The 26,625-nt window shown below is 66.6% G+C and carries 21 protein-coding genes; 5 read left to right on the forward strand and 16 right to left on the reverse strand.

Annotated features, from left to right (window positions below; all coding sequences use genetic code 11):
- Window positions 1–4 precede the first annotated feature (4 nt).
- Complete coding sequence (locus Hhyl2_RS01925; RefSeq protein WP_483549025.1) at window positions 5–1,408, forward strand: dihydrolipoyl dehydrogenase family protein; 1,404 nt, start codon at window positions 5–7, stop codon at window positions 1,406–1,408.
- Window positions 1,409–1,426: 18 nt separating this feature from the next.
- On the opposite strand, the gene Hhyl2_RS01930 is transcribed toward Hhyl2_RS01925, so the two are convergent.
- The 11 genes from Hhyl2_RS01930 to Hhyl2_RS01980 form a co-directional block, all read right to left on the reverse strand.
- Entirely contained in the window at window positions 1,427–2,224 is a 798-nt protein-coding gene (locus Hhyl2_RS01930; protein ID WP_483549027.1) for a DUF7847 domain-containing protein, read from the reverse strand.
- 40 nt (window positions 2,225–2,264) lie between these two features.
- Window positions 2,265–4,193, reverse strand: coding sequence for a sensor histidine kinase (locus tag Hhyl2_RS01935; RefSeq protein ID WP_483549028.1), 1,929 nt, complete (start codon window positions 4,191–4,193; stop codon window positions 2,265–2,267).
- A gap of 67 nt (window positions 4,194–4,260) precedes the next feature.
- The gene (locus tag Hhyl2_RS01940; RefSeq protein WP_483549029.1) at window positions 4,261–4,995 is read right to left on the reverse strand and encodes a 5-formyltetrahydrofolate cyclo-ligase; all 735 of its coding nucleotides are present in this window, start codon (window positions 4,993–4,995) and stop codon (window positions 4,261–4,263) included.
- Window position 4,996: 1 nt separating this feature from the next.
- Window positions 4,997–5,857: a DUF8054 domain-containing protein gene (locus Hhyl2_RS01945; RefSeq protein WP_483549030.1), complete on the reverse strand. Its 861-nt coding sequence runs from the start codon at window positions 5,855–5,857 to the stop codon at window positions 4,997–4,999.
- 42 nt (window positions 5,858–5,899) lie between these two features.
- Complete coding sequence (locus Hhyl2_RS01950; protein ID WP_483549031.1) at window positions 5,900–6,436, reverse strand: DUF7974 family protein; 537 nt, start codon at window positions 6,434–6,436, stop codon at window positions 5,900–5,902.
- A gap of 41 nt (window positions 6,437–6,477) precedes the next feature.
- A complete protein-coding gene (locus Hhyl2_RS01955) occupies window positions 6,478–7,803 on the reverse strand; it encodes an ABC transporter ATP-binding protein (RefSeq protein ID WP_483549032.1) in 1,326 nt (441 codons plus the stop codon).
- Window positions 7,793–8,881, reverse strand: coding sequence for an ABC transporter ATP-binding protein (locus Hhyl2_RS01960; RefSeq protein ID WP_483549033.1), 1,089 nt, complete (start codon window positions 8,879–8,881; stop codon window positions 7,793–7,795). Before Hhyl2_RS01960 ends, Hhyl2_RS01955 begins: the two co-directional genes overlap by 11 nt.
- Window positions 8,878–9,915: an ABC transporter permease gene (locus Hhyl2_RS01965; RefSeq protein ID WP_483549034.1), complete on the reverse strand. Its 1,038-nt coding sequence runs from the start codon at window positions 9,913–9,915 to the stop codon at window positions 8,878–8,880. The genes Hhyl2_RS01960 and Hhyl2_RS01965 overlap by 4 nt, the downstream gene beginning before the upstream one ends.
- 2 nt (window positions 9,916–9,917) lie before the next feature.
- Window positions 9,918–10,871 carry an ABC transporter permease gene (locus Hhyl2_RS01970; protein ID WP_483549035.1) on the reverse strand — a complete coding sequence of 318 codons (954 nt, stop codon included), beginning with the start codon at window positions 10,869–10,871 and terminating at the stop codon, window positions 9,918–9,920.
- Between the two features lie 24 nt (window positions 10,872–10,895).
- Entirely contained in the window at window positions 10,896–12,884 is a 1,989-nt protein-coding gene (locus Hhyl2_RS01975) for an ABC transporter substrate-binding protein (RefSeq protein ID WP_483549036.1), read from the reverse strand.
- Window positions 12,885–13,066: 182 nt separating this feature from the next.
- Window positions 13,067–14,209 carry a PGF-CTERM-anchored ABC transporter substrate-binding protein gene (locus Hhyl2_RS01980; protein ID WP_483549037.1) on the reverse strand — a complete coding sequence of 381 codons (1,143 nt, stop codon included), beginning with the start codon at window positions 14,207–14,209 and terminating at the stop codon, window positions 13,067–13,069.
- 59 nt (window positions 14,210–14,268) lie between these two features.
- On the opposite strand from Hhyl2_RS01980, the gene btuC reads away from it, so the two are divergent.
- The 3 genes from btuC to Hhyl2_RS01995 are packed head-to-tail and all read left to right on the forward strand — an operon-like array spanning window position 14,269 to window position 18,921.
- On the forward strand, window positions 14,269–15,336 hold the full coding sequence (btuC, locus tag Hhyl2_RS01985) for a vitamin B12 ABC transporter permease BtuC (protein WP_483549038.1): 1,068 nt from the start codon (window positions 14,269–14,271) through the stop codon (window positions 15,334–15,336).
- Window positions 15,333–16,508: a heme ABC transporter ATP-binding protein gene (locus Hhyl2_RS01990; RefSeq protein ID WP_483549039.1), complete on the forward strand. Its 1,176-nt coding sequence runs from the start codon at window positions 15,333–15,335 to the stop codon at window positions 16,506–16,508. The genes btuC and Hhyl2_RS01990 overlap by 4 nt, the downstream gene beginning before the upstream one ends.
- A 52-nt stretch (window positions 16,509–16,560) precedes the next feature.
- Window positions 16,561–18,921 (forward strand): DEAD/DEAH box helicase, encoded by a 2,361-nt coding sequence (locus Hhyl2_RS01995; protein ID WP_483549040.1) that lies wholly within the window; start codon window positions 16,561–16,563, stop codon window positions 18,919–18,921.
- A 5-nt stretch (window positions 18,922–18,926) separates the two neighbouring features.
- Here the strand turns inward: Hhyl2_RS01995 and Hhyl2_RS02000 are convergent, their stop codons facing one another.
- Entirely contained in the window at window positions 18,927–19,235 is a 309-nt protein-coding gene (locus Hhyl2_RS02000; RefSeq protein ID WP_483549041.1) for a HalOD1 output domain-containing protein, read from the reverse strand.
- 192 nt (window positions 19,236–19,427) lie between these two features.
- A complete protein-coding gene (locus Hhyl2_RS02005; protein ID WP_483549042.1) occupies window positions 19,428–19,841 on the reverse strand; it encodes an Lrp/AsnC family transcriptional regulator in 414 nt (137 codons plus the stop codon).
- A gap of 102 nt (window positions 19,842–19,943) precedes the next feature.
- Here Hhyl2_RS02005 and carA point away from each other — a divergent pair, with 102 nt between their 5' ends.
- On the forward strand, window positions 19,944–20,990 hold the full coding sequence (carA, locus tag Hhyl2_RS02010; RefSeq protein WP_483549043.1) for a glutamine-hydrolyzing carbamoyl-phosphate synthase small subunit: 1,047 nt from the start codon (window positions 19,944–19,946) through the stop codon (window positions 20,988–20,990).
- Between the two features lie 122 nt (window positions 20,991–21,112).
- On the opposite strand, the gene Hhyl2_RS02015 is transcribed toward carA, so the two are convergent.
- From Hhyl2_RS02015 to carB, 3 genes are all read right to left on the reverse strand, one after another.
- Window positions 21,113–21,541, reverse strand: a complete 429-nt coding sequence (locus tag Hhyl2_RS02015; RefSeq protein WP_483549044.1) for a DUF6069 family protein — start codon at window positions 21,539–21,541, stop codon at window positions 21,113–21,115.
- Window positions 21,542–21,598: 57 nt separating this feature from the next.
- Entirely contained in the window at window positions 21,599–23,236 is a 1,638-nt protein-coding gene (locus Hhyl2_RS02020; protein WP_483549045.1) for a histidine kinase N-terminal 7TM domain-containing protein, read from the reverse strand.
- 137 nt (window positions 23,237–23,373) lie between these two features.
- Window positions 23,374–26,625 (reverse strand): carbamoyl-phosphate synthase large subunit, encoded by a 3,252-nt coding sequence (carB, locus tag Hhyl2_RS02025; protein WP_483549046.1) that lies wholly within the window; start codon window positions 26,623–26,625, stop codon window positions 23,374–23,376.

Below are 26,625 nucleotides of genomic sequence, written 5' to 3' on the forward strand. Positions count from 1 at the left end.
CGGTATGACTCACGTCGTTATCATCGGTGCCTACGGGAGCGCCGGCGCGGCGACCGCCGGCGAACTCGTCGCGGAGGACGGGATCGAACTCACACTCATCGACGACGGCGATCCAGGGGGCGGCCTCTGTATTCTGGAGGGGTGTATGCCCTCGAAGGAGGTCCTCTCTGCGGCCGCCCACCGCTTCCAGGCACGCCACGATCATCGCTTGGTCGGTGACGTCCCCGACATCGATCTGGATGCCGTCGTCGAGACGAAGAACGACCGGACACGCTGCTGGGCCGGTCACCGCCGGGACTCCATCCACGAGATGGCCGAACGCGACGACGTCGAGTTCGTCCACGACACCGCGACCGTCGTCGACGACCACACCGTCCGCGCCGGCGGCACCGACTACGAGGCCGACTACATCGTCGTCGCGACCGGCTCGTCGGTCAACGTCCCGGACACCCCGGGTATCGAGGACGTAGAGTTCATGACGAGCAAGGACGTCCTGCACGCGACCGAACTGCCGGACTCGGGCATCGTGATGGGATTCGGCTACATCGGCATGGAGATGGTGCCCTATCTCGCGGAGGCCGGCGGGATGGACCTGACCGTCATCGAGCACGACGAACGGCCCATCGACGAGGCCGACCCGGCCTTCGGCGACGAGGCTCGCCGGATCTACGAGGACAACTGGGACATCGACATCCCCACGAACTGCTACGAGTGTGAACTCGAGGAGATTGCCGACGGCGGCGTCCGCCTTCACGTCGAGTTCGACGACGGCAGCGAGGACACCTACGAGGCCGACCAGCTGTTCTGTTTCACCGGTCGGCGGCCCACAGTCGACGGCCTCGGCCTGGAGAACGCAGGTATCACGCCCGAGGGTGACTGGGCCCGAGACACGATGCAGACGGCGGACGCCGACCACGTCTACGCCGTCGGCGACGTCAACGGGAAGGAACCGATCCTCCACGTCGCCAAGGAGCAGGGGTTCACGGCGGCCGAGAACATCGTCCGCCAGGAAGCAGGCGCCGAGCCCCAGTCCTACGAGAACGTCCACCACCACGTCATCTTCTCCGGGTTGGGCATCTATCCGTTCGCTCGTGTCGGTCACACCGAAGCGAGTGCCCAGGAAGCCGGCTACGACGTCGTGACGGCGACGCGGCAGGCCAGCGACGACGGCGTCTTCAAGTCCAAGGACGTCCCCGAGGGACTGGCGAAACTCGTCGTCGACGCCGACGACGGGACGGTGCTGGGCTGGCAGGGACTGCACTACCACGCCGACAGCTTCGCGAAGGCGCTCCAGATGGTCGTCGAACTCGGGCTGGACGTCCGCGAGCTACCCGACCGGGCCTACCACCCGACGCTGCCCGAGAACCTCGACGGCCTCATCCGGGACTGTACGGCCCAACTGGAGTGAGTCGGCCGGTCAGCAGTATCACCCGAGGTTCGCCTGCCGCCGGTTGAAGTAGGCGACGTGGTAGGTGTTGCTGACGACCCGCCAGAGGGGGATTCCAACCATGAAGTAGCCAAGTAATCCCAGCGCCAGCACGCCACCGGCCAGTGGGTTCCCACCGGATGTGATCTCGGCCAGGCCAGCGCCGGTCAGGACGACCGCGCCGAAGGGCACACCGAGCAACAGGGCGCCCAGGACGGCCTTCGTGAGCGTGAACCCGAGCGTACTGATCGGCGCTTCGGCGGTCATCGACAGCGACGTAGCGAACGACTCGACGACGCCGGCACCGCTGACGATGGCGATGTTGAAGAACTGGAAGGCGAGATACACCAGGGCGACGAGCAGGCCGACGAACGCGAACACCAGCAGGATCGGTCCCGCCGTCGACATCGGTGACGGCGACGCCCCCATCCCGGTCGCCGTGGTCCCCATCGGCATCGCGAAGACGGCGGCGAACGAGAGGACCATCACGACGACGAACGTCGGGATCCCCAGCAGCGCGTACCCGCCGAGCAACTTGAGATAGCTGTCGCCCAGTCCACGTGTGAAGTCGTCGACACCGGCGTTCCCGTTCCGGCCGGCGTAGATCAGTGACAGCAGGCCGGCGATGAAGGCCGGATAGATGAAAAACGACAGCAGGTTCCCGACGAGTGGAATCAGTCCGAGAACGAAGTTGACGACGGCGAACAGCGCCATCGCGGCACCACCCAGCAACAGGATGATCGGATTGTGTCGCAGCAGCTTGCTCGTGTCGGACAGCGATTTAATTGCAGCCCCCATGGAAGTATCGATTTCGGGACAGGTGGTAAATATATCGGAATCAGTGGCTGTCGACAGGAATATCGCGGACCTCGAACCGCGCCCCACCGTCGTCGCCCTCAGTGAGCGTGACGCTGCCGCCGTGGGCCTGTGCGATCTCCCTGACGATCCGGAGTCCCAGCCCGGTCCCGTCGTCGGCGGTGGTGTAGCCCCGTTCGAACACCTGCTCGCGGTCGGCTTCGGGAACGCCTGGGCCGTCGTCGGCGACGAAGAACCCGCGGTCGTTGGGTAACGGACCCATGCGGACTGTGACGCCGTCGCCCGGTGCCGCCGAACTGGCGTGTTCGACGCTGTTCCGAAGGAGGTTCTCGAACAGTCGCCGGATCCGGTTCCGGTCTCCCTCGATGGCGAAGTCGTCGACGAGTTCCAGCGTCCCGACGTCACTGCCGACGGCGGCCCAGGCAGGCGTGACGACCGCGTTTGCCGCGACGGTCTCCGTTTCGACGACCCGCTCACCCGAGCGGGCCAGCGTCAGGAGGTCCTCGATGAGGTCGTTCATCCGGCCCAGCGACGTCTGGACTTTCGCGACGTGTTCCGGGTCCCCGTCGTACTCCGCGGCGATCAGATCGAGGTGGCCGACGGCGATGTTGAGCGGGTTGCGCAGGTCGTGACTGACGAGGCTGGCGAACTCGTCCAGTCGGTCGCGTTCGCGGGTCAACTCCCGCTCCTGTCGCTGGCGCTCCCGTTCGTAGCTGACCCAGTTGCCCATCAACTCGACCAGCGTGACCTCCCACTCGGCAAACGGGTCCTCGCGGATCGACTGGTCGTAGAAGCAGAACGTCCCCGTGATGTCGTTCTCGACTTCGACCGGTGTCCCGAGATAGCAGACGACACCCATCTCGGTGAAACCGGCCCGATCGGTCAACTCCGGGGCCTGTTCGGCGATATCTGAGAGGACGAGCGTCTCCTCGTCGAGGATCGCCCGCTCGCAGTTCGTCGCCTCCAGTGGCACCACGTCACCGACGCTCGGCCCGTCGTCGGGCGCGTCGACGATATGGAAGGTGTAGTCCTCGCCCTCGACACGTGAGAGCGCCGCGAAGTCGGTCCCGAGTATCTCCTTCCCGATCGCCAGCAGGGACTCGACCTTCGCTTCGAATGACAGGTCCTTCTCGGAGACGACACGATACATCTCCCGGAGTGCCTGCTCGCGGTCGGTGATCTCCTGTTCCCGCTCGCGACGCTCGGTGATGTCACGGAAGTATACCGACAGGCCGGTCGAGGAGGGGTAGGCCCGAACCTCGAACCAGGTGCCCAGTCCCTCGTAGTAGGCCTCGAAGTTGACTGCGGTCTGCTCGTCTAGCGCCCGGTGGTACTGCTCGTAGAACTCCGTCCCGATGGCCTCGGGGATGACGTGCCAGATGTTCTCGCCGAGGAACGCGTCGTCTGCTCCTGGGCCGCTGGCGGCCTGGCTGATGATCTCCCGGCCACGGTCGTTGAGGTAGGTGAACTCCCAGTTTCCGTTCAGGGCAAAGAAGGCGTCGGTCATCCGGTCGAGGATGGCAGCGCGCTCGTCCCGTTCGGAGACCGCCGTGAGGACACGACGGAGCAACACCGGCGTCTGGTCGTCGATGGGCGTCTTCGCCAGGTAGTCGGTGACGTCCAGACTGATCGCATCGCTGGCGACCGACTCGTCGCCGTCGTCGGTAAACAGCACGAACGGCAGGTCGGGTGCCCGCTCTCTGACCTCGCCAAGCAGGGCGATACCGGTCCTGTCCGAGAGCGTGTACTCGCTGACGATACAGTCAACCTCCTCGTTGGCGAGGATGTCGAGTGTGGCCGAGACGGAGTCACAGGTAGTAACCGTGACCGGCGTACTCGCGTCACGAACAGCAGCGGCGACTGCGGTCGCGGCGTCGGTGTCGTCGACGTACACCAGATGAATCTCACCCTCCGCTTCCCTCCCCACCCCGATTGCATCGGGGGTATCCATATACTACCGTCTGGCACTGCAATGGTAAAGAACACCGGGATACGTGACGTTTCGTGAACGTGACCCGTTACGATTCCGGCGAGCGATCAGCCAGGACCGGAATCTCGTCGAGTCGTTCGTCCGGCAGGGTATCCCAGTCGACGCCGCGTGGCCGGTCGTACGGTGTCGCCGTCCGCACGTGTCGCTCAGGCGTGACGACAGCGTCCATCGGAACGTCGTGGTCGGCGACGGGAACCGACACTGCATCGACGGCGCCGGAAGGCCCACCGACGACCTGTAGTTCGTGGACCGTCGTCACGACTGTCGTGGCCGTGTCCACGAGTCCGAGTTCCGCCAGCACGGCGAACTCCAGGTCGCTGAACCCCTCGCCCTTCCCGATCCGGGCGCCATCCTCGGTGACCGCGACAGAGCCAGAGACGACGAGGTCGATGGTCGGGACGGCCTCGGGCCCGACCTGGTCGGCGTGGGCAGCGACGTTCGAGACGGTCGGCGCGGACTCGATGTCGGCCAGTTCGGCCGGATCGAGTTCGTAGAAACACCGCTCGTCGCGCAGTCGCGGGACGGCCATGTACACCGTCTTCCCGGCCCGTAGCGCCCGGCGACGGACGGGCAACTGCGGCGCGTCGGGGTTGGCCTTGATCGTCTCGGCGTCGTTCCAGACCGTGGTCTCGGCCAGTCGCTGGGCGGCCCGGTCGGCGCCCTCGAAGTTCGGGATGCGGCCGTGTGGCGGGAAGGGAAAGCGCGCGACGCTCTCGGCTTCGAGCGCGTCCCACACCTGCTGGCGAATCGTCTCTTTGTTCATCTCAGGAGGTCAGTTTCGCGTCGTCGGTCGTCGCGTCGAGTTCGGCGATCCGTTCCTCGCAGTCGGTACACTGGACGCCGACGACCTCGTGGATGCCACAGCAGGCCTCGACGGTGTCGCTGGTCTCGGCGACGGTGCCACCACAGGCCGGACAGCGCTCGACGAGGGTCCTGATCGTCCCGAGTGCATCCAGGCGCTGTTCGAGCGGGACGCCTGCCCAGTCGTCGGTCCACTCCGCGAGGACCGCGTCGGCGGCGACGTCGACGGCGAGCGCGCTCTCGGAGGGCCAGTTTCGGACGCGCTTCTCGACGACGTAGGCGGGGAAGGGTTCGTCCTCGCGAGCGATGGTGTCGGCCTCGACGTCGAACAGCCGCGCCAGGCGTTCGCGGACCACCGACTCCGCGGCGTCCGGTCCGACACGACCGTCGAGGGCGCTCCGGAACCCGTCGGTCAGTGTTGCCTCGCCACCCTCGTCCGCGACGACGCCGGCGTCCCGGAGGAACTGGTCCACGTCGACGGCGTTCTCGCGGTGCTGTTCGACCTTCTTGAGCGTCTCCCACTCCTGCTCGGCCGCCGGATCGCGCGGCGTCGCCGGCTCCTTGCCGAACGCGCGCAGCACGGACTCGGGGAGGTACCGTTTCGTCAACGTCGGCGTCCCCGGCACGAGATACCCCTTGAAGTAGATGGCCGACAGCGAGAGGCCCAGCAACACCCCGGCCAGTTCCACCGACAGGAGCGCCGCCGTGGCACTCGCGACACCCGCGATGCCGAGGTTGAGTATCGTGCACGGCCAACAGCGGTTCTCGCCGGTGTAGGCCGGGTCACGGAGCTGGTCGATCACCGACGCGCCGTCACTGCTCATGGAACACGACTGGAGCGGCGCTCGGGTAAAAGAGTCGGTCCCTCATCCTTCGATACGTACGGTCGTCTCGGCGGCGACGCCCTTGCCGACCGCGTCGGGGACGTTGAGCGCGGCCCCGATGGTGTACTCGCCAGGCCCCGCGGGCTCCCATTCGTCCTCGCTGACCCGGAACGACTGGCGCCAGTTCCGGGTGAACACCTTGCGCTCGCCACGGTCGAAGGTGAAGGCGCCGCGCTCGTCGGCCATGTCACGCTCGACGTGGGAGGCCTCGGGCACGTCGTCGACGTGCCAGGTCCACAGCAGCGGCGACTCGGTCGAGAGTGTCACCGGGATCGGGAGCGCGTTGCGCATCGTCACCCGGATCGGGATCGTCTCGCCGACCGCGAAGACCTCCGTGGGCGTCTCGACGGCAACCGACAGCGCCCGGTAGCGCAGCCAGTCCGGGACGAGCAGGCTGCTCAGCCGCTTGCCGGGGACCGACCGCATCGCCTGGGGCCGGACCTCGTCGTCGCGCTCGTTGGGCGCGAACGAGTCGTCGTCGTCCCGAGAGATGGCCTGTGATTCGTAGATGCGACGCATTGGTTGTGATAGGAGTGCAGTCGTGGAAACCGTTTCGACGCTCAGTCGTCGGCAGCCGCCCCACCGGTCGCGCTGGCGTGCTCGTCGTCGAAGCGGTCCTCGTAGAGCAGGCAGGCGATCGAGTGGCTCTCGCCGGTCTCGATCATCTCGGGGTGGTGTTGCTCACACGGCGACTCGAATGCCCGGTCGAGATGCTCGGTCGCGCCCTCCATATCGCCGTCGTGGAGCAGGTCGACAGCCGTCGCGAGTTCGTTCTCCGCGTCCGGGTCCGGCACCCGCGCGGGGAGATCGAACTCCGCGCGGACCAGGTCGCCCAGCGTCGCCCGGTCGGCGGTCGCCGGGTCGTCGGTCTCGTCGGTGACGGCGGTGACCGACTCCAGCCCTTCGGCCTGGTGCAGCCGGAGCTTCAGGTCCATGATCGACCGCCAGACGTCCTGTGGCAGGTCGTAGCCCTCGGGCTGGATGATCTCCGGACAGCGGGTGTGGAACCGACAGCCCGACGGCGGGTTCATCGGCGACGGGACCGTGCCGGGGAGGAAGATCTCCTCGCCCTCCCACAGCGGGTCCGGTTCCGGCACCGCCGACAGCAGTGCCTCCGTGTAGGGGTGGTACGGCGGTTCGAACACCTCGCGGGTGGTGCCGACCTCCGCGAACTCGCCCAGGTACATCACGCCGATGCGGTCGGAGATGTGCTCGACCACGCTGAGGTCGTGGGCGATGAAGATGTACGACAGCCCCAGTTCCTCCTGCAACTCCTCCAGGAGGTTGAGGATCTGTGCCTGGACAGAGACGTCCAGTGCCGACACCGGCTCGTCACAGATGATGACCTCCGGGTCGACCGCCAGCGCGCGGGCGATGCCGATGCGCTGGCGCTGGCCGCCGGAGAACTCGTGTGGGTAGCGGTGGGTGTGGCTGGGGTTCAGGCCAACCGTCTCCAGCAGGTCGTAGATCCGCTGTGTCCGTGCCTCGCCGGAGGCGATGTCGTGGATGTCCAGCGGTTCGCCGATGATGTCACCGACGGTGAGCCGCGGGTTCAGGCTGGCGAAGGGGTCCTGGAAGATGTATTGCAGGTCCTTTCGGAGGTCCCGGAGTTCACCAGACCCCATCTCCGTGAGGTCGTCCCCGCGGTAGTAGACCGAGCCGTCGGTCGGCTCGGTGAGCCGCAGGAGGGTGCGACCGAGTGTGGTCTTCCCACAGCCGCTCTCGCCGACGACACCCAGTGTCTCCCCTTCCATGAGTTCGAGGTCGACGCCGTCGACGGCCTTGACCTGCTGCTCGCCGCCCAGCAGGCTGTCGATGAAGCCACTGGAGGCGTCGTAGTACTTCGTGACGTTCTCCGCGCGGAGGATCGGTTCCTCACCAGGCATCCTGTTCCTCCTGTCGGTTCGCGTCGATGTCGTCCGGGCCCACGTCCAGGTCGTCGTCGACGACGACCTCGTAGTCGAGGTCGCCGTCGAGGTCGCCGGTGTAGGCCAGACACGCGCTGGCGTGGTCGGCGTCCGCGTCGGCGGGTTCCCCTGTCTCGGGGTCGACCAGGCCGGGCTGTTTGCGCGTACAGGACTCCTCGGCGTAGGGACAGCGCGGGTGGAAGCTACACCCGGGCGGTACCTCCACGAGGTCCGGCATCGTCCCCGGGATGGTCTGGAGCCGGTCCCGGGTGTCCCCGATCCGCGGAATCGAGCTCATCAGCCCGACCGTGTAGGGGTGTTTCGGGTCGTAGTAGAGCTCCTCGACCGGCGCCTTCTCGACCGGCCGGCCGGCGTACATCACCATCACGCGCTCGCAGATCTTGGCGACGACGCCCAGGTCGTGAGTGATCAACTGGACCGCGGTGTCGAACTCCTCGGCCAGATCCTCGATCTGATCTAAGATCTTCGCCTCGGTGGTCACGTCCAGCGCGGTCGTCGGTTCGTCGGCGATCAGCAGGTCCGGGTCACAGGACAGCGCCATCGCGATGACGGCGCGCTGTTGCATCCCGCCGGAGAACTCGTGTGGGTAGTCGTCGTACCGGCTCTCGGCGTCCGGGATGCCCACGCGGTCCAGCAGGCGGATCGTCCGTTCGCGGGCCGCGTCGTCGTCGTAGTCCATGTGGTGGCGGATCGCCTCCGAGATCTGCTCGCCGACGGAGTAGACGGGGTTGAGCGCGGTCTGTGCGTCCTGGAAGATCATCGCGATCTCGTTGCCACGCACCGACCGGATCTCCTCGTCGCTCATCGACAGCAGATCCTCGCCCTTGAACCGGATCTCGCCGCTCTCGATGCGACCCGGACTCTCGATGAGTCGCATCAGCGACAGCGCGGTGACGCTCTTGCCGGCGCCGCTCTCGCCGACGACGCCGAAGGTCTCGCCGGCTTCGATCTGGTACGAGAGGTTGTCGGCGGCCGTGACGACCCCGTCCTCGGTGTAGAAGTTCACCGTGAGGTCGTCGACTTCGAGGAGGCTCATCCGCCACCTCCCTGGCCAACGTTGCCGACCTCCTGGGCGTCCAGGGCGTCGTTGACGCCGTCACCGATCATGTTCATGGCCATCACGAACAGGAAGATGGCCCCGCCCGGGAACACCGTCGCCCACCAGGGGATGGTCCCCTGTGGGCCCTGGATCAGCGTCTCGCGGGTCTGGTCCAGCATCGTCCCCCACTCGGGCGTGCCGGGCTCGAAGCCCAAGCCGAGGAAGCCGAGTGCGGCGACGCCGATGACGACCGTCCCGATAGCCAGCGAGGCCTGGACGATCAGCGGCGCCATCGCGTTGGGCACGATGTGGCGGAAGATGACCGACCGGTCGCGTGCGCCCAGCGCCTGAGCGGCCAGGACGTACTCGTTCTCCTTCACCGAGAGGATCTCCCCGCGGATGATACGCGCGTAGCCGGTCCAGCCGGGCACGCAGAACGCCACGACGAGCGGCCAGTAGCCGCCACCGAGCAGCGCGACGATGACCAGCGCCAGGACGAGCCCTGGGAACGCGATCATGACGTCGACGAACCGCATCAGCACCTCGTCGACCCAGCCGCCGTAGTACGCCGCGACGGCCCCGTAGATGAGGCCGAACGTCGCGGTGATACCGACGACCACGAAGCCGATGGAGATGCTGCGGCGCCCGCCGACAAGTACCCGCGAGAACAGGTCACGCCCGGAGGCGTCCGTTCCCATCGGGTGGGCAAGCGTGGGCGGGTCGTAGCGGCCGACGCTTGGGTCGCTCAGGTAGAGGATGTTGCTGGGGTCGTAGGGCGCGATGGCGAACGGCTGGACGGTGACGCCGCCGAGGGTGATCGGCCGCGCGAAGATCGCCAGCAGCGACATCGCCGCGACGACGTAGACGCCGATCATGGCGACGCGGTTCTGGCGGAACCGGTCGAGCGCACGCCGCCACCGGCTCACCGTCTGGCCGCCCGTCTCTTCGCTCCAGTCCGACAGTGGTTCTCGCTCGGTCACTCGGTCCGTGTCGAATCCGGTCACCCGGATACGTCCTCGTTCAGTTGACATTGTCAATCGTACCTGATCCGTGGGTCCAGTACCGCGTACATGATGTCAGCCGCCAGGTTCGCCAGGATGATCGCCACCCCGATGAAGAGGGTGATCGCGAGGATGAGATCGATCTCGCGGTTCCTGACAGCGCCGACGAGCGCCTGTCCCAGTCCCGGCCAGCCGAAGACCGACTCGACGACGACCGACCCGGCGACGATACTCGCGGTCAGGAAGGCTGCGACCGTCGTCACCGAGATCAGGGAGTTCCGGAGGACGTGCTTGAGCACGACCGTCCGTTCGGGCAGCCCCTTCGCTCGTGCGGCTGTCACGTACTCCTTGTTCATCTCCTCGGCCATCGACGAGCGCATGATACGCATCAGCGTCGAGGCCGACGCGGTACCGATGGTGATCCCCGGCAACAGCAGGTACCACAGCGTCGATGGGTGATACAGCGGCTTCCGCGGGGGTAACACCGGCCACGCACCGATGATGAGCGAGCCGACGAGGATCAACATCAGCCCGAGCCAGAAGTTCGGGATCGAGATCCCCGACAGCGCGACGAAGCGGCTGACGTGGTCGCCGAACTCGTCCTTGCGGACGGCCGCGTAGATCCCGGTCGGGATGGCGATGATGACCGCGAATACCCAGCCGAACAGCCCCAGCGCGATGGTCTCGGGGAGCCGCTCGACGATGACGTCGCTGACGGCACGGTCGGTCGCGATGACCGTCCCGAAGTCCCCGCTGAGGACGTCGGTCAACCACTGGATGTACTGCGACCAGATGGGGTCGTTCAGCCCGTACCGGGCGCGCAGTCTCGCCTCTTCGGCCGGCGAGATGTCCGGGTTCAACGCCACCACCACGTCGATCGGATCACCCGGTGTCAGCTGGACCAGTGCGAACGTGATTACGGAGACACCGAACAGTATCGGGAACACCAACAACAACCGCTTGACGATGAATCGTCGCAGGCTCATGTTCTAAAATGGGATCGACCGTCGTTACTGGTCGAGGTAGGTGACCTGTTGGTCGGGCGCGTTGTACATCGCGTACCCGACGACGTCCTGGGTACTGGGGTAGGTGTTGAACCCTTTGACGTTGTTGTTGACGACCCCGACCAGTGTGCTGTGTGTGCCGTACGAGTTGGCGTTCTGCTCGAGGATCGTCTCCCAGACCGCTTCGTAGCGCTCGGCACGGAGCGACGGGTCCTCGACGACGTCGACGCCGTAGCGGGCTTCCCGGAGCTCCTGATTGAGCTCGTCGATGTCGATGTTCTGGAAGTTACAACACTGGGCGAAGTTGTCCGGGTGGTGGACGGACTTCGCGTAGCCGTGCGGGTTGAACCCACCGGAGAGGCCGATGAACGCGAGCTTTCCTTGCTGCCAGTATTCGGTACTCAGCAGTTGGCTGACGAACGTCAGGAACTCCTTGGTGTTGACGGTCACGTCGAAGAACTCCGTCTGGTTCATCGACTCGGCGATGAGTTCGACGGTCCGGACGCGGTCGTCGTTGTCGGAGTTGGTCTCCAGCGTGACCTCGATGGGTGTCTCGATGCCCATCTCGTCGACGGCCTCCTGGGCGAGTTCTTCGGCCGCCTCGACCTCGTAGGTGTTGTAGCTCTTGAGCTCCTCGACCATCGCCTCGTAGTCGGTCGAACCGGCACCGGCCGCGAGCGGGGGCAGCGGGACCCAGGCGGGCTTCTCCCAGCCCTGGAAGATGTTGTTCGAGATGCTCTGGCGCGGAATCAGCTTGTTGACGGCACGGCGGAGCTTGGCGTTCGTCCAGGGCTCTTGCTTGACCGGGAACTGCAGGAACGTGTAGCCGGCGCCGTTGGTCGGTGCCGTCCGGAAGTCCTCGGACTCCTTGTAGTTGGTCAGCGTGCTCGCCGTCAGCCCGAAGGCCATGTCGATCTCGTCGTTCTGGAGCGCGGCCGAGCGCTGGGCGTCGGAGCTGATGATCGAGATGTCGACCTCGTCGACGGCCGGCCCGTTCGGGAACTCCGAGGGGCCGTCGAACCAGTCTTTCATCCCGGTCTCGAACCAGTGGTCCTCGAACTTCGTGAACCGGGCGAAGTCCTCGTTCGAGAACTCGGCGAGCTGGAACGGACCGGTTCCCAGCGGCGTGTTCCCCTGGCGGGGGTCCATCTCACCGAGCGCAACGTTGTCGGTAATCTCCGACGGGTAGATCGGGAACTCGCCGAGTTCACGGATCGCAGCCGCGTCGGGGCTCTGGGCGTAGAGGTTGACGGTGTAGTCGCCGTCGGCTTCGATGTGCAACAGCGAGTCGTACACCTGGCCCGAAAGCGCGGAGTTCTGGAGGCGGTTGTAGGAGGCGACTACGTTGTCGGCGGTCATCTCCTCGCCGTTGTGGAAGGTGACGCCCTCGTGGAGCTGGAACTGGAAGTGCATCCCGTAGGTACCGTCGGCGACGGCGTCGGCTGCCTCGTCGACGGTCAGAATCTGGGCCTCGTCGCCGCCGGAGGGATCGCTCGGGTTGTCGGGATGCTGGACGACGATCTGTTTGTCGGTGTCGATGAACACCGCTCCTTCCTCGCCCTCGGCGTACGGGGCGGTGGTCATGTAGTCGGTGTAATCGCTCGCGCTCGCTTCCTGGACGTCGACACGCTCGTAGGACTCGGCCAGCCACGAGTAGATCTCACCGCTGGCACTCGTCGTGGTCAGCCCCTCGAAGATGAGGTTGTGCATGATCGACGCCTGTGCGGAGGAACTCTCCGCGAACTCGAAGGTGTCGGGGTTGGCGCCGACCGCCGTCCGGAAGGTGCCGCCTTCCTGGATCTCGCTGGGGGTAACTTCGACGCGGTCCTGAACGGGGTCGACAGAACCGCTGCCGCCGTCGCCGCCACCGCTGCCACCGCTGCCGCCGTCGCCTTGACAGCCGGCGACCGCTGCAGCGGCCAGCCCGGCCGCGCCTCGCATGAGTGTTCGTCGGGACAGTGCGTCAGGGAGGACGTCCGCAGGTACTCTATCCATAGTGGAATCTCCTGAGCTACGTTGACACTGAAACCCCTAAATTAAGAATGTTATGTATGTTTATGGCCGTCTCATAGGCTGTAATGCGGAGAGAGCATTTCGACGAACACTCGACATGCGCAAGGGTAATTTTAACCGCCCCTTACCTGACAGAAAACGCGAGGCTGGGTGTTTCGGGCGCGTTACCGATGTCGCGCGAGCAGCGCACTCGCGAGCAGCGCGAGCAGCGCACCGAAAACGGTGAAACCAGGGCCACTACCGCCGGTCGTGGTCGGATCGGTGTCGACTGCTGCCGTCGTGGACTGGTCTGTGGCGGTCGCCGCCGTGTCCGCGGGCGTCGCGGTGATCGGCTGGCTCTCGGTCGCGGTGGGTGTCTCCGTCCGGGACGACTCGACCGCCGACCGCGGGACGTAGACGTCACTACTGTACTGGTCCGGATAGAAGCCGGCCGTCAGGTTGTGTACAGCGGTGACGACGCTCCGTGGGGCCGGCTGATTGAGGTCCCGGGTTCGGACCCGGACCGTCGCGTTCCGCTCGCCAGCGGTCGTGCTGGCGTAGGGCTCCCTGGTGACGATACCTGGATCGCGCGTGACGACGATGATCTCCGGATCTAGCTGGAGCAGAACCTCGTTGCTCAACTGCGGATAGCCGGTGTGGTCGCGCGCGGCCACGTTGTCGGCGCCAGCGACCTCGAAGAGTGCGTCGATGAAGGTATCGTCGGCGGCGACGAAGCCGCTCCCCAGCGGGTAGAGCGCCTTCGGGCGGGACTCGGTGTCGGCGGTCACCTGCTGGACGGCCTCGACGTTGGCGTCCATCCAGGCGTTGGCCGTCTCGGCACCGTCACAGTTCCCGGTCAGTCGGCCAATGGTGGTCGTCTTCTCCCGGATATCGTCGATATCGGTCGCAGCACGGAGGTGATAGACCGTCAGTCCAGCGTCACGCAGGGCCTGGACGTCGCCCGCACTCGCGTTCGGCGTGATGACCAGGTCAGGGTTCGTCCCGACGACTTTCTCGACGTCGACGCCGAACCCGGCCGAGACGTTCGTCCGCTCGTCGGCACCGTCCAGATACGAGGCGTACTGCGTGAGACCGACGACCTGGTCACGGCCGCCGATCTCCCACATCGTCTGTGCTGCCGAGGGGTTCGTCGTCGTCACCCGCTCCGGGCGCTCCTCGATGGTGATCTCGGTCCCGGTCGCGTCAGTCATCGTGACCGGGAAGCTACAGTGGTTGCTCGTCGTCGTCTCTGTTGCCGTCGCCGGCGCGATACCGACCGCAGAGGTCACGAGGATCAGTCCGACAAACAGCGTCGTGTACCGTCGCATCGTCTAGAGGGCGCCAGAGGAACAATAAATATTTAACTACTCCAAGTGGGCTTGTAACCATGCATTCCGCGGGGCGGACGATCACGTGGTCTGCGGGGCTCGTGGTGCTGTTGCTCGCCGTCGTCACCGTTAGCGCCGGGATCGGGCCCGTCTGGATCCCGCCCGAATCGGTGGCGAAGGTGCTGCTCAACGCCGTCGCGGTCCCGACCGGGGTCTCGCTGGCCGGCGGTATCGAGGTGACCACGACCTCGCTGTTCTCGTTCCCTGTGAAGGACCTCCAGACACAGATCGTGATGCAGGTCCGCCTGCCGCGGATCGTCCTCGGTGCCGTCGTCGGGTTCTCGCTTGCGGCCGCGGGCACGGTGATGCAGGGGGTCTTCCGGAATCCGATGGCGGATCCCTCGATCATCGGCGTCTCCTCTGGCGCGGCCGTCGGGGCTGTCGGATTCATCGTCCTCCCGCTGGCGCTCCCGTGGGGGATGGGCCTCCGGGGTGCGGCGTTCATCGGCGCGTTGCTCGCCACGTTCGGCGTCTACCTCATCGCGACTCGCAACGGACAGACGCCGGTCGCGACACTCCTGCTCGCCGGCGTCGCCGTCCAGACGTTCCTCGGCGCCGTCGTCTCGTTTCTCCTGCTCCAGAGCGGCGAGAGCATGCGACAGGCCGTCTTCTGGCTGATGGGCCACCTCGCCAACACCGCCTGGACCGACGTGACGGTCAGTCTCACGCTGGTCGCTGTGCCGTTCCTGCTCCTCCTCGCGTACACGCGCGACCTCAACGTCCTCCTGCTGGGCAGCGAGGACGCCCAGAGTCTCGGTATCGAGGTCGAGCGGAGCAAGCGCGTCCTGCTGGCCGGGTCGGCCGTCGTCACGGCTGCCGGCGTGGCGGTCTCCGGGGTCATCGGTTTCGTCGGCCTCATCGTCCCCCACGCCATGCGACTGGTCGTCGGGCCGGACCACCGTGTCCTGCTCCCGACGGCGGCGCTCGCGGGCGCCTCGTTTCTCGTCGCGACGGACACACTCGCACGCTCGGGCAGCGCGGAGATCCCGGTCGGCATCGTCACCGCCGCGCTCGGTGCGCCCTTCTTCCTCTATCTGCTGCGAAAGCGGGAGGTCCACGAGCTATGAGTCACGGCCCCGTCGTCGACGTGGTCGACGTCTCGGTGTCGCTGGCCGACCAGCGGGTGCTCTCGGACGTGGACCTCGCGGTCGAGCAGGGGACGCTGGTGGGGCTCGTCGGCCCCAACGGTGCGGGCAAGACCACGCTGTTGCGGACCGTCGGCGGGACGCTGGACCCGGATACCGGGAGCGTGACCGTCGCCGACAGGGACATCCACGAGTGCGGTGCCAGAGCTGCCGCGCAGTCTGTCGCCCGCCTCCCCCAGTCGACCACGCTGTCGTTCGACTTCACCGTCGAGCAGGTCGTCGAGATGGGGCGGACGCCGCATCTGGGCCGGTTCGACCGGCTGGGGCCCGAGGACGGCGAAGCCATCGAGCGTGCGATGGAGCGGGCCGAGGTCGCCGAGTTCGCCGACCGGCGCGTCACGTCGCTGTCCGGCGGCGAACGTCAGCGTGTGCTGCTGGCGCGCGCGCTGGCACAGTCGACGCCGGTCCTGTTGCTGGACGAACCGACGGCGAGTCTCGACATCAACCACGCCGTCCGCACGCTGGAACTGGTCTCGGAACTCGTCGAGGCTGGCAAGACCGCCGTCGCGGCCATCCACGACCTCAACCTCGCGGCGCGGTACTGTGACGAACTCGTCCTCGTCGCCGACGGGCAGATCCAGGCAGCCGGGCCGCCCGGCGACGTCTTCGGTGCGGAGACGCTGGGCGAGGCGTTCGACACGACCGCGCTCGTCACGGACCACCCGGTCACCGACGCGCCGCTGGTGACGCCGCTTCCGGACCGCACGAACGCTTCCGGCCGGATCCACGTCGTCGGGACCGGACAGCCGGCGGCGTCCGCGCTCTCACGACTCGCAGGCGTGGGCGTCGCGGTGACACTCGGCGTCGCGCCCGCCGGCGACGTCGCGACCGACCGTGCGGCCACGCTGGACTGCGAAGCGGTGACGGTTCCGCCGTTCGCCGGCATCGACGAGCGATCCCGCCGCCGGGCGGTCGAACTCGCACGTGACGCTGCCGCCGTGGTAGTGGCCGGCGACGTGGCACCGGGGAACCAGGCGGTCGTCGACGCAGCACAGACGACCGTCAGGGTCGACGGCCAGGCGAATATCGACCATGTGCTCACCGCGCTGGACGAGGGGAGCCACCCCCAGCAGCGGTCGGCCGGCGACGACTGATCGCCAGGACTCGACCGCGAGACTCAACACCGCTGGCTCCCCAACGACAGGCGTGGACGACACCAAAGCGTGGCTCCGGGACCGTCCGTACTACGAGGGACAGATCGCCGCCGAGCGGACGGTCCCCGCCCGTGACGCGACACTGGCGGACTGCGACCTCGATTCCCGAGTGGCCGGTGTCCTGGCCGAGGAGGGGATCGATTCGCTGTACGCCCACCAGGCCGCGGCCATCGAGGCGACCCGCGCGGGCGAGAACGTCGTCCTGGCGACCGAGACGGCCAGCGGGAAGAGTCTCGCGTATACGGTCCCGTCCTTCGAGCGAGCACTGGACCGGCGGGCGACGACGCTGTATATCGCGCCGCAGGTCGCGCTCATCAACGACCAGACCGAGACGCTCTCTGAGCTGGCACAGGGCCTGGGCTTCGCCTCGGGCGTCTCCGTGGCCCAGTACACCGGACGGCAGTCGAAATCCGAGAAGGAAGCTATCCGCGAGCGCCAGCCGACGGTCCTGCTGACGACGCCGGACATGCTCCACTACGGTATCCTCCCGCACGCACACCGGCTCTGGGACTGGTTCTTCCAGCGACTGGAGACGGTCGTCGTCGACGAGGTCCACGGCTACCGCGGCGTCTTCGGCAGCCACGTCTCGCTCGTGTTGCGGCGCCTCCAGCGCATCGCCGAACGCTTCGACAGCGACCCCGACTGGGTGTGTTGCTCGGCGACTATCGGCAACCCCGTCGAACACGCCGCATCGGTCACCGGCCAGTCCGAGGCGTCGTTCACCCTCGTCGACGAGGACACGAGCGCCAGCGGGCCGCGCCACTGGCTGTTGTGGAACCCCCCGGAGTACGAGAGTGAAGGCGGGTGGGGCAGCGGCCGACGCAAGTCCAGCCACGTCGAGACAAAGCGGCTGTTCGTCGACCTGGTCGAACGAGGCTACCAGACCGTCGTCTTCGCCGGCTCGCGCCAGACGGCAGAACGGTACGCCGACGAGAGTGCCAGCGACCTGCGCGACCGCGGCGAATTCGATCTCGCCGACAGCGTCGGCGCCTACCAGGCGGCCCTGACCAACGAGCGCCGGCGCGAACTCGAATCTCGCCTCCAGTCGGGCGACCTGCGCGGCGTCTGGTCGACGAGCGCGCTGGAACTGGGCGTCGACGTCGGCGGGCTGGACGCCGTCCTGCTCGACGGCTATCCCGGCACCCGCATGCGGGCGTTCCAGCAGGCCGGGCGCGCAGGCCGTGGCACCGACCCGGCGCTCGTGGTCCTGGTCGGCGGCGAGGACCAGCTCGACCAGTTCGTCATGCGCACACCGAGCGAACTGTTCGAGAAACCCCCGGAGCGGGCGGTTACCAACCCCGAAAACGACCAGCTCCTGCCGGACCACGTCCACGCGGCCGCCCGCGAGAACTGGCTCTCGCCCGACGACGACCGCCACTTCGGGCCGACGTTCCCCGACGTCGTCTCGGACCTCGAAGCCGCGGGGACGCTGGACCGCCGGACGACCGACGACGGGATCCGCTGGCTCGCCAACGGCACTCCACACCACGAGATGAGTCTGCGGACCGTCGACGACCGCGAGGTGAAACTGGTCGCCGACGGTGACGTGCTCGCGACGCTGCCCTTCGAGGACGCACTCCGGGACGCCCATCCCGGCGCGATCTACCACCATCAGGGGCGCCGCTACGAGGTGACCGACCTCGATCTGGCGACGGGCGTCGCCGAACTAGACCGCACCTGGGCGGATTACTTCACCCGTGTGCTCCACGACAAGACCATCACCGTCGAGGCGGACCACCAGGACCGGACGCTCGTGGCCCGCCCCGACGTCCCTGTCCGGTTCGCGTCGGTGACGATGCGCAAGCAGATCACGGGCTACGAGCGCCGCCACGGGTCCTCGGGGGAGGTGCTCGGCCAGCGCTCGCTGGACCTCCCCGAGACCACGCTGGAGACGAAAGCACTCTACTACACTGTCCCCGAGGACCTCGAAGCCGAGGCGCGCCGCGTGACGGCTACGGACGACGCGACGGCCGGACAGTCGACAGCTATCGAGACGGGGCTGGGCGATTTCCCCGGGTCCATCCACGCCGCCGAGCACGCGATGATCTCGATGTTCCCCTTCGAGTACCTCTGTGACCGGGGCGACATCGGTGGCCTGTCGACGCCGCGCCACCCGCACACGGGCGCGCCGACGATCTTCGTCTACGATGGCTATCCGGGCGGTGTGGGGCTGACCCGCGCCGGCTACGCGGACGTCGACTCGCTCATGAAAACGACGCTGTCGATGCTCCGGGGCTGTCCCTGTGCGGACGGCTGTCCGGCCTGTGTGCAGTCGCCCCACTGTGGCAACGCCAACGACCCGCTGGACAAGACTGGTGCTATCGCCTTGCTGGACGGACTGACGGACGACTGAGCTGCTCAGGGCGCGATACGGATGTGACCGCTCCGGAAGACGGTGACGGTACAGCCGTCGTAGGTGAACGTGGTGTGGTCGGTCGGATCACCACCCGCTCGCTCCGGTTCGAACAGCGACTCCAGCGCGTCCGGCTCGATCGCCTTCGCGAGCGGCGACATCGCTGCAGCGTCCTCGCCAGTGAGTGCGGCGACCGCGGTACAGACGGTGTAGTTCACCGGAACCGTCCCCGTCCAGTCGTGGTGTGTGTGGTACGTCCCCGTCTGGGGGTCGTACCCCCGTTTTTGCCGGGGTTCTCTGTCCATGCTCGTCATGCCTGGGGCGTACTCCTCGGTCACTGCTTCCCGTTCCTGTCACTTTGTTAGCGACTCTCACCTGGATCTGTGTGACAGCTTACTCTCCCGAATGGAGCGTATACGGAGGTTACTCGAACCCTGTCAGGCTATGCGAGACTGAACGTCACCACGTCGACACGGGTTCGCGATCGCGGCCCGATCTCGCACCGCTCAGCCAACGCGCTCGTCGAGGATTAACCTCGTCTTCGTGCTCGCGACCTCGTCCAACTCCCTGGCTTTCGTGATGAGATCGTTGACCGCGCCGGTGTCGGCGGCGTCGACGACGACTACGATGTCCTCTTCGCCCGAGACCTGCCAGACGAAGTCGACTTCGGGCCACTCGGCGATGCGGTCGGAGACTTCGGCCGTGTCGACGTCGACGTCGACGCCCACCTCGATCATCGACTTGACGTTCCCCGTTCGCGTGGCGATGGTGAACCGCTCGATGATCCCCTCGTCGATGAGGTTCTCGACGCGGTTCCGGACGGTCCCCTCCGAGGTCCCCACCTCGTCGGCGATCTCCGTGTACGGGGTGCGGGCGTCCTTCCGGAGGATCGAGAGTATCTCGCGGTCGAGTTCGTCCATCGAGATTAGACGCTACCCCGGCCCCCCTCTTGAGGATTACGAAATTCGTAACTCGACTTCGAAAGCAACCCTTATCAGCCACTATAGTATACGCATCTCGTAATGGCAGACGCATACGTGGCTCTGGAAGGCGAGCGCGTCGTGGAGGCCCGCGCTCGCGCACCGGGCACAGCACGCGGTGAACTGGTGTTCACGACCGCTTACACCGGCTACGAGGAGAGTCTCACCGATCCGTCCTACGAGGAACAGGTCCTGACGTTCTCGTATCCGCTGATCGGTAACTACGGCGTCCGCGAGGAACGCTTCGAATCCGACCGCGTCCACCCGCGCGCGGCGGTCGCCCGCGAGATGACCGACGACGTCGCCGAGTGGCTCGAAAGCGAGGGCGTCCCCGCCGTCGACCACCTCGATACCCGCGACATCGTCACCGAGATCCGCGACGAGGGTGCGATGAAGTGCGGCATCGCGGCCGGCCCCGACGCCACCGAGGAAGCCGCGCTCGAACAGCTCGCCCAGTGCAAGCACATGTCCGACCACACCGACATCGGCGCGCAGGTCTCGGTCGACGAGGTCCAGACCCACAATGCCGACGGCGACGGCGCCTCCGTGGCGCTGGTCGACTGTGGTGCGAAGGGCTCGATCATCGAGTCGCTGGTCGAACGGGAGGCGACCGTCCACGTCTTCCCCTACGACGCGAGCGAGGACGACGTCGCGGCCGTCGATCCCGACCTGCTGTTCATCTCGAACGGCCCCGGCGACCCACAGAACTTCGAGCAGGCCGGCGAACTCGTCGATACCTACGTGGGAGACGTTCCGCTGGCGGGCATCTGCCTGGGTCAGCAGGTCGTCGCCAACGCGCTGGGCGGCGAGACCGAGAAGATGGAGTTCGGCCACCGCGGGGTCAACCAGCCGGTCCGTGACCTGCGCTCGAACCAGGTCGTGATGACGACCCAGAACCACGGCTACACGGTCGCCGATCCCGGCGACAGCCTGGACGTGACCCAGGTCAACGTCAACGACGACACGCCGGAGGGTCTGGAGAACGACGACCTGGACATCATCACCCGCCAGTACCATCCCGAAGCAAATCCGGGTCCCCACGACTCGCTCGGCTTCTTCGACGATGTGCTGGCAATGGCAGAGGAGTAGGAGACGCTGAGCGTAGCGAAGCGTCTCCATACATCCGAGCGGCCCTCGAATGCGAACGGGGAGACGACCCGTGAGCAGAGAGTCGCCCTCGAATCAGCCCGATCGAAAAAACAGCTGGATTGCTACAGCCGAACCGCACCGGCCACGAACGCGACCAGCGGGACGGCCGCGGTGAGGTGGAACACGACGAGAACGGCCTGTCCGATAGTCGTGACACCCAGCGTCGGGGCGACAGCGACCACCGGGATCAGCATCCCGACGAAGACGGCGGCAGCCAATATCGTGAAGTTCCGAAGCGGACGCTCTGTCAGGCGGACGAGCGCGGCGTAGGCGACCGCTGCGCCGATGCCGGCGACGACGATGCTCCCGAGGATAGGACCAGTGGCGAACGGGCTCATCGCGCCCATCGGGCCGACGTCGAGCGCGAGGACGCCGACGATGCCACGTACCAAGAGCGTCGCGACGATGGCGACGAGCACGCCGACCGTGGTCCGGCGGGCGAGGTCACCAGCGCCTGTCGCAACTGGATACCGAGTGATTGCAGCTCCCATAGGATATGAGACACTTTCTACGAAGATAAATGCGGTAGTAACCTGCGAGTTACCTGTTCATTCGAGAGTGACGGCCACGTCGGTCCCCTCGCCGTCGGTCCGGAATTCGATGTCCCCGCCCAGCATCGACACGCCCCAGCTGACGATCCAGAGGCCGATGCCCGTCGAGTGCTCGAGTGAGGTCTCACGCCCCTTCTCGATCGGGGCCAGTTCGTCGGCTTCGATACCCGGGCCGTTGTCACTGATCGAGATCTCGACGCCATCGGCACCCTGGTCGTCGAGCGCGAGGACTGCGTGCGGTTCGTCGGTGTCGTTGTGTCGGAGCGCGTTCTCCAGAAGGCTCGACACCACGAGCGAGAGGACGCGGGGGTCCGCCTCGACCGGTGTCGCCCCCACCGGGAGGTCGACGTCGACCGTCGCGTCCGGGAACTCGGCGTTCAGTTCCGTCGCGACGGCACTCACGAGTTCGGTGAGGTCGACAGTCTCGGTTCGGGCCTGGCTACCGCGCAATCGCTCGAACTCTCGGGCCTTCTCACCGGTCGCGAGGAGTCGATCACCGCTCCGACGGATTGCTTCGGTCGATTCCTCGACCGCCTCGTCGTCGCTCCGCCGGGCGATGTTGTGGGCGTGGCCCATGATGACCGTCATCTCGTTGCGGAGGTTGTGTCGTATCACCCGGTTGAGGACGTCCAGACGCTGTTCTCGCTCGCGCTCTCGCGTGACCTCCTGGAGGATGACCGTCCGGCCTACGTCGCGGTCCGTCGGGTCCGTCAGCGGCGAGGTGACGACGGTGAACTGGCGGTCACGCCCGTCGCAGGTGACGGTGGCGATCTGGTGGTCCGACTCGCCGTCGGGGTCGATACCGACGACCTCGGGAAGCGGGCGTCCCAGGACGTCGTCTTCGTCGAGCTCGAACACGTCGACGGCGGCGTCGTTGACCGTGACCACCCGATCGGCGGTGTCGAGGACGAAGATCGGACTCCCGATATCGTCGACGGCCGAGCGTTCGGCGGCCCGCTCTGTCGTGGGGTTCGTCTCGAACATGTTGCTCCCGACGAAGGCGTAGCCGTCCAGCGCCAGGTGGGCCAGGAACAGCATCGGTGCCAGATTGAGCTGGGGGGCCGGTCCGAACTCGAACAGCCAGGGCAACGCACCCAGCGAGGGCGGGACGGTACTGAGTGCGACCGCGGTGGCCTCCGTCCGGTAGAGCGGGCCGTAGCTGATGACGGTCTCGACGAGCAAGAGCGCGCCCAGCCCGGTACACACCAGCACGAAGATGGCGACGAAGTAGAGGAGCGGTCCGAGCGCGTAGGTCGGGACCGAGAGGCCGAACACCGGCGCCGGTCGGAGGTCGGTCCAGAGCAGCGGGTGGTACTGGTGGGTCAGCACTAGTCCAGACCCCACTGCGGGCACCGCGAGCACCACCGCGGCCTGCCAGCTCCGGGCGGCTGCCGTCCGTCCGGTGTACTCCAGCGCGAACATGAGAAAGAGCGGGCCGGTCCAGAACGCGGCCAGCAACGCCAGTGCCTCCAGATGTGCGCGCAGGGGATAGGCAAAGACGAGCAGCCCCACACCGTAGACGAGACACCAGGTACCGATCGCGAGGATCGACGAGATGAACCAGTAGACGCCGGGACTCCCCCGGTGTCGGACCAGATAGCCGGCGAGTGCCAGCGCAGCGATGCCGGCGCTCAACGACCCTCCGGCGATCCAGCCTCCGAGCGGGACTCCGGCGACCAAGGTCTGCGAAGATTACGGCGACAGTCTCTTAGCAGTTATGCCGAAGTTACCAGCCGAAACCACTACGAAGTCGCTGGGACCTGGCGGTATCCCTACTGCCCGCCCCACTCGCGCTGGGTCTTGGGGCGCTCGTCGACTGCCTGGACCGCCAGGGGCTGGTCGTCGGAGTTGATCGCTTCCAGTGCGGCCTCGGCGCTCTCGCGGGTCGAGAAGTACGTCACCGTCTCCTCGACACAGGCCTCCAGCACGTCCCGGTCACGCGAGGCGACGAGGTCAACCTTACCGTCCTGGATGGCCTGGACAACGGCCTCGGTGTCCTCGTAGTCGTCGAGGCTCTTGACGTCGAAGTGCTCCTCGTAGCCCAGCACCGGCAGGTCGACGATGGCGGTCCCCGAAAGCGGGATCGGCTTGCCGACACACTGCTGGGCCTTCTGGTAGGCCTTGCCGAACGAGCCGGCAGTGCCCATGACCTCGCCGGTGGACTTCATCTCGGGACCCAGCCGTGGGTCCGAGCCCGGCAGGCGGTCGAACGGCAGGACGACCTCCTTGACCGAGACCTGCTCGGGGATCTGTTCCGCGACGTCCAGCTCGGCCAGCGAGCCGCCGGCCATGACCTTCGCGGCGAGCTTGGCGATGGGGACGCCGGTGGTCTTGGAGATGAACGGCACCGTCCGCGAGGAACGGGGGTTCGCTTCGAGGACGTACACCTCGCCGTCACGCACGGCTAGCTGGACGTTCAGCAGGCCGACCGTGTCCAGCGCCTCCGCGATGTCTTCGGTGACCTCGCGGATGCGGGGCATGACGTCCCTGATCTCCTGGGACCGGGGCGGGATCATACACGCCGAGTCCCCGGAGTGGACACCGGCAGTCTCGACGTGCTCCATCACGCCGCCGATGAGCACGTCGTCCTCGTCGGCGACGGCGTCGACGTCCAGTTCGACGGCGTCGGCCAGGAAGTCGTCGATGAGGATCGGCTTGTCCGGGGAGACACGGACCGCCTCCTCGATGTAGGTCGTGAGGTCGTCGTCGTTGTAGACGACGTCCATCGCACGCCCACCCAGGACGTAGCTCGGCCGGACCAGGACTGGGTAGCCGATCTCCTCGGCCAGTTCGAGGGCCTCGTCCTCGCTCGTCGCGGTGCCACCCTCGGCCTGTGCGATGCCGAGCTCGTCCATCAGCTGGTTGAAACGGTCCCGATCCTCGGCGAGGTCCATCGCCTCGACGGAGGTGCCCATGATCTCACAGTCGAGATCACGGCGCTCCAGTTCCTGTTCGAGCGGGTGGCCGATGTCGACGGAGGTCTGGCCGCCGAACTGGACCATCACGCCGTCGGCGTTGGTCGACTCGACGACGTCGGCGACTTCCTCGGCGGTGATCGGCTCGAAGAACAGTCCGTCGGAGGTGTCGTAGTCCGTCGAGACCGTCTCTGGGTTGTTGTTGACGACGTGGGCGTCGATGCCCAGTTCCTCCAGCGCGCGGACGGCGTGGACCGAACAGTAGTCGAACTCGACACCCTGACCGATCCGGATCGGGCCACCGCCGACCACGACGACGCTCTCGATGTCGGGGTCGATCTGGAGTTCGTTGCGGTCGATGCCCGAGATCGGATCGCGGGTCGAGTAGTAGTACGGCGTCGTCGCCTCGAACTCGCCGGCGCAGGTGTCGACGAGCTTGTAGTCACGGTCGGTCGTGTCGGCCTCGACCGTGTCGATCGAGACGCCAGCGCCGTCCGTCGCGGCCTCGACTTCGGGTTCGTCGCCGTCGTCGGCGTCCAGTGCGGCCGGGAGCCAGGAGACGTGCGTGTCCTCGAACTCGCCGCCGGCCAGTGCGGTGATCTCCTGGTCGGTGAAGCCGGCCTGGGATGCGGTCTCGAAGTCGCCGTGCATCGCCGCGTCGGCGGCGTCGGCGACCTGCTTGAACCGCTCGACGTACCACTCGTGGATGTCGGTCAGCTGGACGACCTCCTCGACTGTGTAGCCACGCGAGAACGCCTCGAACATGGCGTAGGGCCGGTCGGGGCTCGCACGGACGAGGTACTCCGTCTCCAGTTCCTCGTCGTCGAGTTCGCCGAAGTCGACCGCGGGCGTGTACTCCGAGGAGCGGAGCGCCTTCAGCAGCGACTCGGGGAAGGTCCGGCCGATGGACATCGCCTCCCCGGTCGATTTCATCGCCGTCGAGAGCTCGAAGTCGACGTCGGTGAACTTGTCGATGGGCCAGCGTGGTACCTTCGTCACGACGTAGTCGATGGCGGGCTCGAAGGCAGCGGTGGTCTCGCCGGTGATCTCGTTCTCGATCTCGTGGAGGCGCTTGCCGAGTGCGACCTTCGCGGTGACACGGGCGATGGGGTAGCCGGTCGCCTTCGAGGCCAGTGCCGAGGAACGGGAGACGCGGGGGTTGACCTCGACGACGCGGTACTCGCCGCCGGGCGTACCGTCGTCGCGCCAGGCGTGCTGGATGTTACAGCCGCCCTGGATACCGAGTTCGCGGATGACCTTCAGCGCGGAGTCACGCATCTCCTGGTGACCCTCGTCGGGGATGACCTGCGAGGGAGTGACGACGGTGGACTCCCCGGTGTGGATGCCCATCGGGTCGATGTTCTCCATGTTGCAGATGATGATACAGGAGTCGTCGGCGTCACGCATCACCTCGTACTCGAGTTCGACCCAGCCCTCGATGGACTCGGTGACGAGCACCTCGCCGTTCCGGGAGAGGCGCAGGCCCTTGCGGACCCGCTCGACGAGTTCCTCGAAGTCGTGGACGACGCCGGAGCCGGAGCCACCGAGCGTGTAGGTGGTCCGGGAGATGACTGGGAGGCCACCGACCTCGTCGACTGCGTCTTCGACCTTCTGCCGGAACGTCTCCTCGTCGAAGTCGGTGACGGACTCGTCGTCGTCGAGCGCGATGGTCGTCGACGCACACACCGGTTCGTCGATGTCTTTCATGCGCTGGCGGAACAGGTCACGGTCCTCCGTCGCGTAGATGGTGTCCAGCGGCGTCCCCATCACGTCGACGTCGTACTCGTCGAGGACGCCCTCCTCGGCGAGTTCGGCCGTGACGTTGAGGCCGGTCTGGCCGCCCAGGCCGGCGATGACCCCGTCGGGGTTCTCCTTCCGGATGATCTCGCTGATGGCCTCGGTGTTGATGGGTTCCAGGTACACCTTGTCGGCCATCTCCGGGTCGGTCATGATGGTCGCCGGGTTCGAGTTCACCAGGACGACTCGCGCACCCTCCTCCTGCAGGGCGCGACACGCCTGTGCGCCGGAGTAGTCGAACTCGGCGGCCTGTCCGATCTTGATCGGGCCACTCCCGATGAGAAGTATCGTGCGGTCTTCCTCGGCTGTCAT

The organism is Haloarcula sp. H-hyl2 (genome assembly GCF_056934385.1).

Bases quoted from the DNA above. Each gene is read 5' to 3' on its own strand.
- Hhyl2_RS02000 (WP_483549041.1), bottom strand. From the start codon at position 19,235: ATGACGAGCATGGACAGAGAACCCCGGCAAAAACGGGGGTACGACCCC.
- Hhyl2_RS02015 (WP_483549044.1), bottom strand. From the start codon at position 21,541: ATGGGAGCTGCAATCACTCGGTATCCAGTTGCGACAGGCGCTGGTGAC.
- carB (WP_483549046.1), bottom strand. From the start codon at position 26,625: ATGACAGCCGAGGAAGACCGCACGATACTTCTCATCGGGAGTGGCCCG.
- Hhyl2_RS01950 (WP_483549031.1), bottom strand. From the start codon at position 6,436: ATGCGTCGCATCTACGAATCACAGGCCATCTCTCGGGACGACGACGAC.
- Hhyl2_RS02005 (WP_483549042.1), bottom strand. From the start codon at position 19,841: ATGGACGAACTCGACCGCGAGATACTCTCGATCCTCCGGAAGGACGCC.
- Hhyl2_RS01940 (WP_483549029.1), bottom strand. From the start codon at position 4,995: ATGAACAAAGAGACGATTCGCCAGCAGGTGTGGGACGCGCTCGAAGCC.
- Hhyl2_RS01945 (WP_483549030.1), bottom strand. From the start codon at position 5,857: ATGAGCAGTGACGGCGCGTCGGTGATCGACCAGCTCCGTGACCCGGCC.
- Hhyl2_RS01965 (WP_483549034.1), bottom strand. From the start codon at position 9,915: ATGTCAACTGAACGAGGACGTATCCGGGTGACCGGATTCGACACGGAC.
- Hhyl2_RS01990 (WP_483549039.1), top strand. From the start codon at position 15,333: ATGAGTCACGGCCCCGTCGTCGACGTGGTCGACGTCTCGGTGTCGCTG.
- carA (WP_483549043.1), top strand. From the start codon at position 19,944: ATGGCAGACGCATACGTGGCTCTGGAAGGCGAGCGCGTCGTGGAGGCC.
- Hhyl2_RS01935 (WP_483549028.1), bottom strand. From the start codon at position 4,193: ATGGATACCCCCGATGCAATCGGGGTGGGGAGGGAAGCGGAGGGTGAG.
- Hhyl2_RS01960 (WP_483549033.1), bottom strand. From the start codon at position 8,881: ATGAGCCTCCTCGAAGTCGACGACCTCACGGTGAACTTCTACACCGAG.
- Hhyl2_RS01975 (WP_483549036.1), bottom strand. From the start codon at position 12,884: ATGGATAGAGTACCTGCGGACGTCCTCCCTGACGCACTGTCCCGACGA.
- Hhyl2_RS01980 (WP_483549037.1), bottom strand. From the start codon at position 14,209: ATGCGACGGTACACGACGCTGTTTGTCGGACTGATCCTCGTGACCTCT.
- btuC (WP_483549038.1), top strand. From the start codon at position 14,269: ATGCATTCCGCGGGGCGGACGATCACGTGGTCTGCGGGGCTCGTGGTG.
- Hhyl2_RS01955 (WP_483549032.1), bottom strand. From the start codon at position 7,803: ATGCCTGGTGAGGAACCGATCCTCCGCGCGGAGAACGTCACGAAGTAC.
- Hhyl2_RS01970 (WP_483549035.1), bottom strand. From the start codon at position 10,871: ATGAGCCTGCGACGATTCATCGTCAAGCGGTTGTTGTTGGTGTTCCCG.
- Hhyl2_RS01930 (WP_483549027.1), bottom strand. From the start codon at position 2,224: ATGGGGGCTGCAATTAAATCGCTGTCCGACACGAGCAAGCTGCTGCGA.
- Hhyl2_RS01925 (WP_483549025.1), top strand. From the start codon at position 5: ATGACTCACGTCGTTATCATCGGTGCCTACGGGAGCGCCGGCGCGGCG.